The organism is uncultured Methanobrevibacter sp. (genome assembly GCF_902770715.1).
Classification (GTDB): domain Archaea; phylum Methanobacteriota; class Methanobacteria; order Methanobacteriales; family Methanobacteriaceae; genus Methanocatella.
Map to the genome: position 1 here is coordinate 34,930 of NZ_CACXTS010000016.1, position 6,780 is coordinate 41,709.

A 6,780-nucleotide genomic window follows, 5' to 3' on the forward strand; every position below is an offset into this window, starting at 1 on the left:
GTTTTTATATTCTTTTAACTGCTCTTAATACATCTCTTTCAGTGATGATACCTACAACACGATCATCTTTTAAAACTGGTACACCACCAATATTCTTTTCTGCGAATATTTCACATAATTCTCCAATAGTAGTGGTTGGAGGAATTGTAATTGGTTCTTTAACCATAATTTCAGAAATGTTGGTTTTTAATACATCAGTTGCTAAATTAGAGTTTAAATGATCGAATAGTTCTTTAGCATTTAAGAATCTAATAACATCAGTAGAAGTTAAGATACCTAACAATTTTTTAGCAGCTTTTGAGATATCTGCTTCACCACCAATAACTGGAATTCTTCTTAAACCATTTCTAACCATGATTTTGCATGCTCCTTCAAGAGGAGTTCCAGGAGTAGTAGTGAATACTTTAGCACTCATATAATCTTGTACGGTTTCTTTGCCAGCCATACCTGCTAATGATAATGCAATATCTCTTTCAGTTACAATAGCTGCAAGATTATAATCTGCATCGACAAGAGGAATAGCACCTAATTGGTGAGACATCATAGTTTCAATAGTTTCACCAATAGAAGCTTTTGTAGAAAGAGTGATTAAATCACGAGTCATGATTTCTCTGACTGGTTCATTGATTGCTGCTAAGAAGTTATCTTCGTATTTTTTCTCAATAATGTTGAATTTTTTTCCTCCACCAAAGAAATCTAATATATCCATTACTGTTACAATACCCAATAACTTGCCGGAACCAGGATCTGTGATTGGTAATCTTCTAAATTCGTGCTCCATCATTACTTTTGCAGTATCTTTGATAGATTTAGTTGGAGGGATTGACACAACATCTTTGGTTGCAATAGCCATTATGTCACCTTCTCTATCATGAACTTTGGTTTCGTGTTCAACTGCGCCTGTATTTGATTTTCTATTAATGGATGTTTTATCTTTCATTTTCACACCTCAATTCACAATTACGCATCGTAAAAATAAAATCAAAATATCAAAAACAAAAATATTCACTCAATATCCAAAATCTTATGGATTTGAGGAATGGTGGAAACTTCAAAATATTGCCCAACAACTTCGGAAAACTCGAATAATCTATAATTAATGTTTTTCCATTCTCCTAAAGGACTAGAAGGTTGGATAATTATTTTAAGGTTGCTTTTGCTTGAAATATTCTCTGATAATTTTTCAACTACCTCTTTAAATGACTTTATTTTTGTTGATGGCAATATAACTACTTTACAATATACATTTATGGACTTCTCCCTTAATAAGTTTAGTGATTTAATCTCATTTAAAAAAATTTCTTCGTCAAAATCGCCGTCAAAGTGTTCAGGCAATTTAATATCCAAAGAAACAATGTCTAATTTATTTAACAAATCAATATTGTCGGGTGAAGTCCCATTGGTTTCAAGCATGATACTTAAATTAAAGTTTTTGCTGACCTCATTGATGAAGTCAGGGTATAAACTAGGTTCACCTCCAGTAAATGAAATAGCCTTACAGTCAGGAGTTAAAATTTTATTAATCTCTTCAGTTACCATTTCGGGAGTCATCAACTTTCCTGATTTTTCGGATTTACTATCATTGGTGTCACAATAGTTGCAGTTTAAATTGCAACCTGCAAATCTAACAAAAATTTGTCTTTGTCCTATTAAAAGACCCTCACCTTGAAAAGATGAGAAAATTTCAATTATTGGAGCTTTCATTTTATATCGGCCCTATACAATGCTCCTTGACCAATTCCTTCATTGACACATACAGCAACATATTCAATGTTATCATAAGTTTTGGCCAGCCTTTTGGCTAAGGCTTCTGCGAAAAACTTGGATAACTCCTCTGCTGAAGTATAAGGAAGAGGTAAAAATACGCAGTCAACAGCAGGGATTGAATATCCTTTGCCATCAACTTTGAAATGAACGGCATGTTTCTTTTTTAAGTCAAAAATTGAATCTGATTTCTTGTCGAAATCCTTAAATTCAATTAAATCATTATAAACCGGTACCAACAATCTGTGATCAAGTTCATCACAAATCGCTTTGGTATATCCTTTAACATCTTTGAAATCAACTACGAATTCAAATTTTCCAGCCCTTTCACCTTCAATTTCCACATCTACAAAGTAGGAGTGACCATGTATGTAACCGCAGGACTCATGGCCTGGAATGATGTGGGCTGAGGAAAATCTTAAATTAGATTGAATACCGTTAATTAATATTTTCATCCTAACACCTTTGTTTTACTTATATCATTCTCTATAGTTTCCAATTCATCAATATATCTGGAAACAGTCTTATTAATTAATTCCAATAAATTATCATTATTAAATATCTGTTTATCATTCACTCTGATATCGAATAGTCCGATTGTTTCCACATCATCGGGAGTTCCCTTGTCTTCCAAGTTAAGTGCGAAATGTATTTTTGCTGAACTCAGGGAAACGCTAGCTATTGAAATGGATAATTTTCCATTATCGACAAAGATATCGTCACCTTCCCTTTTGGTCTGAACTCCATATTCTGTTAGAATCTCTCTGAAAATCATTACCAAAAGTCTTTGTCTTAAATAAGCAATCCTCATATTTGGGGGTTGCTGGTCAAAAAACTCGCAAATGAAATTGACCATATGGTTTGATTTGATTTCCAAACCAACATCGGCAAAATCCTTTAAATTATCCGGAGTAATGTTAACCGGGCCAATCCAAGTCACAATTGAAGAGCCATATATTCCAAACTCCTGGAAAGCCCATGACGGATTAATTTGACTTCCATCATATTCAAATATTTCATCAACATGTTTATGAGTAATATTCATAAGTTATTATTAGATACTATTTTATTTAAATATTAAGATTAAATCAAAAATTAATTTAAGATGTAAAATAAAATTAATGTTTAAGGAGATAATACTATGGAACAAGTGAGAACAAGAGATTTTATTTACACAAGTGACGATTTATACTTTGCATCAACCAATTACATTCACCCTGAAGACAGAGTGATTTCATTTTTAAGATATGTGCCTGACCCGGAAGGAGACCGTGAAAAGGACGGGAAAAGATACAGAAAGGTAGGTTCTGAAGAGGCATACACTTACTTAAGAGAAAATCACCCAGAATATTTATATTTCAGTACAGTTACAAACGTTGAAATGATGGGTGTGCCATTAGACAAAGTTGTGAGAGTAATCAAACCTGAAATGAGACTTTTAGGGCTTAAAGAGACATTTGAAAGTGGAGGAGAAGTTAAAAATCCTGAACTGATTGCAAAGTTAATGGATGTTGCTGACTTTTTCCATTTCATGGCAGACATCCCATATGACCACCTCGGCATTTCAGGATCAATTTTGCCTGGCCTTCAGAAAAGTGATGTGAGTGATTTGGACTTTGTCGTGTACGGCCTGGACAACCACAGAAGGGCAATTGCGGCCTTTAAGGAACACAGAGGAAAAGAAGTCTACATCGAAGAAGTCGACAAACACATTACCGTTGAAGGAATTACCAACGACTACTGGGATTTCGTATATGACAAAAGAATGTTTGACGAAAGCCTTACAAAAGAGGAATTCAGATGGTATGAAAACAGAAAAGCAAATAGAGGAACAATCAACGGAACCCTATTTGATATTTTAGCCACCAAAGACTATGATGAAATCGAAGGAACCTGGGGAGACACAGTCTATGAACCTCAAGGAATTGTCAAAATCGAGTGCGATATCGTAAGCGCACTTGGAGCATTCGACAACCCATCCCTTTACACAATTGAAAATGTAGAAGTTCTTGAAGGCGTTGAATTTCCTTTAAAGGAAGTCGTTTCATTTACCCATACCTATGCAGGGGAAGTTGTTGACGGCGAGCACGTGATTGCTAAGGGAAAAGTGGAAAAAGTCATCATTAATGGTAAAGATGACCACTATAGAATTGTCGTTGGAACCACCCGTGAAGCAATTGACGAGTACTTGAAGCTTAAGGAAAGTCCTGCCTAAAAGCATAAAATATTCCGAGAGTTTTTACTCTCAATCCCTTTTTTTAAACAAAACCAAAAATAATTAATTGATTATTATTAACTTTTCACTATTTTTAAAGAATAAATATCATTCATTTAAAAAGATAAAGAATATGCAATTTATTCAAGTCTTTTCAATAAAAAATAACACGAGTTAAGGAAAAATAATCAAATAATATATAAACTTCAAAAACAAAAAATAATACTATTAAATTTAATGTGATAAAATGGCAGAAAATAAAAAATTAGAATGGAATAGTAATTTTGCATTTATGATGGCAATGATCGGTTCCGCTGTTGGTCTTGGAAATATTTGGCGTTTCCCAAATGTTTTATACTCACACGGTGGCGGGTCATTCATGATTCCATATATCGTTTCATTATTCCTTTTAGGAATATCCTTTGTTTTAGTGGAATATGCAGTAGGATTCAAATTCAAAAGGTCACTCGCAAGAATATTATTTGCGGTGAGCAAAAAGTTAGAGCCTGTTGCATGGTTTATTCTATTGATTGTATTTTTGATTGCGACATATTATGTTTGTGTTGTAGGATGGGATTTGATTTATATCGTCCTAAGTTTAACAAAAGCTTGGGGTGCAAATCCTGATTTATTCTTTGCAAATAATGTTCTGCAAGCAACAGATTCAATATCTGGAATATTTAAAATAGTCCCAATGGTATTTGCATCAGTATTTGCAATTTGGTTTATGGCATGGTTTATTATTAAAAGAGACTTAAATGACGGAATCGGTAATGTGAGCAAAGTCTTATTGCCAGTTCTCTGTTTGATTGTTGTCGGTATTGTTGCATTCTCTTTAACACTCCCCGGCGCATCAATCGGATATACACAAATTTTTACTCCTGATTGGTCTGCATTAACCAATTTGGACGTATGGCTTGCTGCATTCGGACAGATCATTTTCTCATTAAGTTTAGGTATGGCAATTGCTATGACCTATGCAAGCTATTTGCCTGAAGGTTCAAAATTAGTTGACAATGCAATAATCGTTGCATTTTCAAATTCAGGATTTGAAGTGTTCAACTCAATCGGAACATTCTCCATTTTAGGATTTATGGCATTGACTACAGGAATGCCATTCAATGAACTTGTTACCGAAGGAACTGGTCTTGCATTTGTTGTTTTCCCACAAGTATTCAATACAATGGGAGACGTTGCATACATTATTGGACCTTTATTCTTCATATGTATCCTATTTGCCGGAATTACATCCCTTATTGCACTTCTCGAAGGAGTCTGTTATTCAATTTCTGAAAAATTCCTTATTGAACGTAAAAAGACCGCTACAGCAGTATGTATTGTTGGATTCTTAATTTCAATCATATTCACCACAGGTGTAGGAAGTACAATTTTAGGAGTATTTGATGCATATCTAAATAATTTCGCATTGTTATTCGCAATACTTCTTGAATGTATAATATTCGGTTGGATTTACAAATTTGATGACCTGATTGAAATATTGAACAACAATTCTTCAATCAAAGTTGGCAAAACCTGGAAAACTGTTATCAAATACATATTGCCTATTTGTATCGCTGGCCTTTGGATTCAAGGAGTGATGTCCACAATTTCAACAATCGATACTTTGAGCTCTACAATCATGCTGATTTTAACAATCGTGTTAATTGTAGTTCCAATAATCTTTGCAAAATTGCCTGCGAGAAACCCACATTACTACGATTAGAGAAATTTACTTTAAATAGCTAAATTATTAGCTATTTACTTTTTTTATTTTATTTAAACGAATTTACATCCTTTATAACTTCTTATTATTTATATTATTAGAAACTAAGTAATATTACACAATTTAAGAGGTTATTCTATGTTAAATATTTCTTCAATAAAAACACACATGTATTGTCCAATGAAGCTTTACATCCAAAATCATCTTGATTTAAGTGAAAATACAGATTATCAATTAGCGGTTGAAATCAAAAAGCTTAAAATCGATATTCAGGATTTGATTCAAAAGAATATGCGCAAAATCAAAAAGGAAATGAACCTAAATGAAATTGAAGAAGCATTATCTGAAAATATTGATGCATATATAGAAAGCACAACAGATTCAATCAAATCAATGGATTTGGACATTGAAAAAGAGCAGATTACTGAAATAATAGATAATGCCCACTTTAACATTAAAATCACTGCATTAAGAACCAAACAAGCAATGACAATAATGGATAAGAATGGATTTGCGATAACGGATATGTTCTTCCCAAACTGCATGTATTCCTACTTGCTGAAAGATTCAAGCCTTGAATTAATAGGAATGTGTGACAAAATAGAGATAATAGACGGCAGATATTACCCAATATCCATCAAAAATTCAAATCCTCCGCTTAAAGGCGTTTGGGATCAAGACGCAATTGAACTGGTGGCACACGCCATTCTTCTTGAAGAGGAATTTGATACGGAAGTCTTTGTTGGCTTTGTTGATTATGAAAAAATAGGTGATAGAAGACCTGTAGTGATGGATGTCAATCTTAGAAAAGCATTGTTTGAAGTGATTCGTGAAGTAAAAGAAATAATAGATAATAAAAAGCTTCCAAATGTTCGCAAAAATCCTAAAAAATGTGGTAGTTGTGAATATAATGATATTTGTTTAAAAAATTAAAATAAAAGGGAGTTAAAAAAAACTCCCCTATATGTCCATAAACATGAATTAAAATTTAATATTGTCTCCTAAGCGCGCAATATCAAAAACTGCAGTATCGGCAATAGCCATGACTGCTAAAACACCTGCCTGAGTTGGATCAGTT

Annotated in this window: 8 protein-coding genes; 3 read left to right on the plus strand and 5 right to left on the minus strand. The window is 33.3% G+C overall.

The genetic code is table 11. From position 1 onward, the window contains the following. Nucleotides 1-4: 4 nt before the first annotated feature. The 4 genes from QZU81_RS06120 to QZU81_RS06135 all read right to left on the minus strand — a co-directional run bounded on the left by QZU81_RS06120 (nt 5) and on the right by QZU81_RS06135 (nt 2,809). Nucleotides 5-940, minus strand: a complete 936-nt coding sequence (locus QZU81_RS06120; protein ID WP_295590365.1) for a CBS domain-containing protein — start codon at nt 938-940, stop codon at nt 5-7. A gap of 65 nt (nt 941-1,005) precedes the next feature. After that, entirely contained in the window at nt 1,006-1,704 is a 699-nt protein-coding gene (locus QZU81_RS06125) for a 7-carboxy-7-deazaguanine synthase QueE (protein ID WP_295590368.1), read from the minus strand. Then, nucleotides 1,701-2,219 carry a 6-pyruvoyl tetrahydropterin synthase family protein gene (locus QZU81_RS06130; protein ID WP_292826930.1) on the minus strand — a complete coding sequence of 173 codons (519 nt, stop codon included), beginning with the start codon at nt 2,217-2,219 and terminating at the stop codon, nt 1,701-1,703. Before QZU81_RS06130 ends, QZU81_RS06125 begins: the two co-directional genes overlap by 4 nt. Continuing rightward, a complete protein-coding gene (locus tag QZU81_RS06135) occupies nt 2,216-2,809 on the minus strand; it encodes a DUF366 family protein (protein ID WP_292826927.1) in 594 nt (197 codons plus the stop codon). The genes QZU81_RS06130 and QZU81_RS06135 overlap by 4 nt, the downstream gene beginning before the upstream one ends. Nucleotides 2,810-2,905: 96 nt before the next feature. Between QZU81_RS06135 and QZU81_RS06140 the strand changes: the two genes are divergently transcribed. From QZU81_RS06140 to cas4, 3 genes are all read left to right on the plus strand, one after another. Further along, nucleotides 2,906-3,979 carry a DNA polymerase subunit beta gene (locus tag QZU81_RS06140; RefSeq protein ID WP_295590373.1) on the plus strand — a complete coding sequence of 358 codons (1,074 nt, stop codon included), beginning with the start codon at nt 2,906-2,908 and terminating at the stop codon, nt 3,977-3,979. 247 nt (nt 3,980-4,226) lie between these two features. Next, nucleotides 4,227-5,702, plus strand: a complete 1,476-nt coding sequence (locus QZU81_RS06145; RefSeq protein WP_295590375.1) for a sodium-dependent transporter — start codon at nt 4,227-4,229, stop codon at nt 5,700-5,702. Nucleotides 5,703-5,840: 138 nt separating this feature from the next. Then, nucleotides 5,841-6,635: a CRISPR-associated protein Cas4 gene (cas4, locus tag QZU81_RS06150; RefSeq protein ID WP_295590378.1), complete on the plus strand. Its 795-nt coding sequence runs from the start codon at nt 5,841-5,843 to the stop codon at nt 6,633-6,635. Nucleotides 6,636-6,683: 48 nt separating this feature from the next. On the opposite strand, the gene QZU81_RS06155 is transcribed toward cas4, so the two are convergent. Further along, on the minus strand, nt 6,684-6,780 hold a 97-nt coding region (locus QZU81_RS06155), incomplete at its 5' end, for a DUF5612 domain-containing protein (RefSeq protein WP_295590381.1).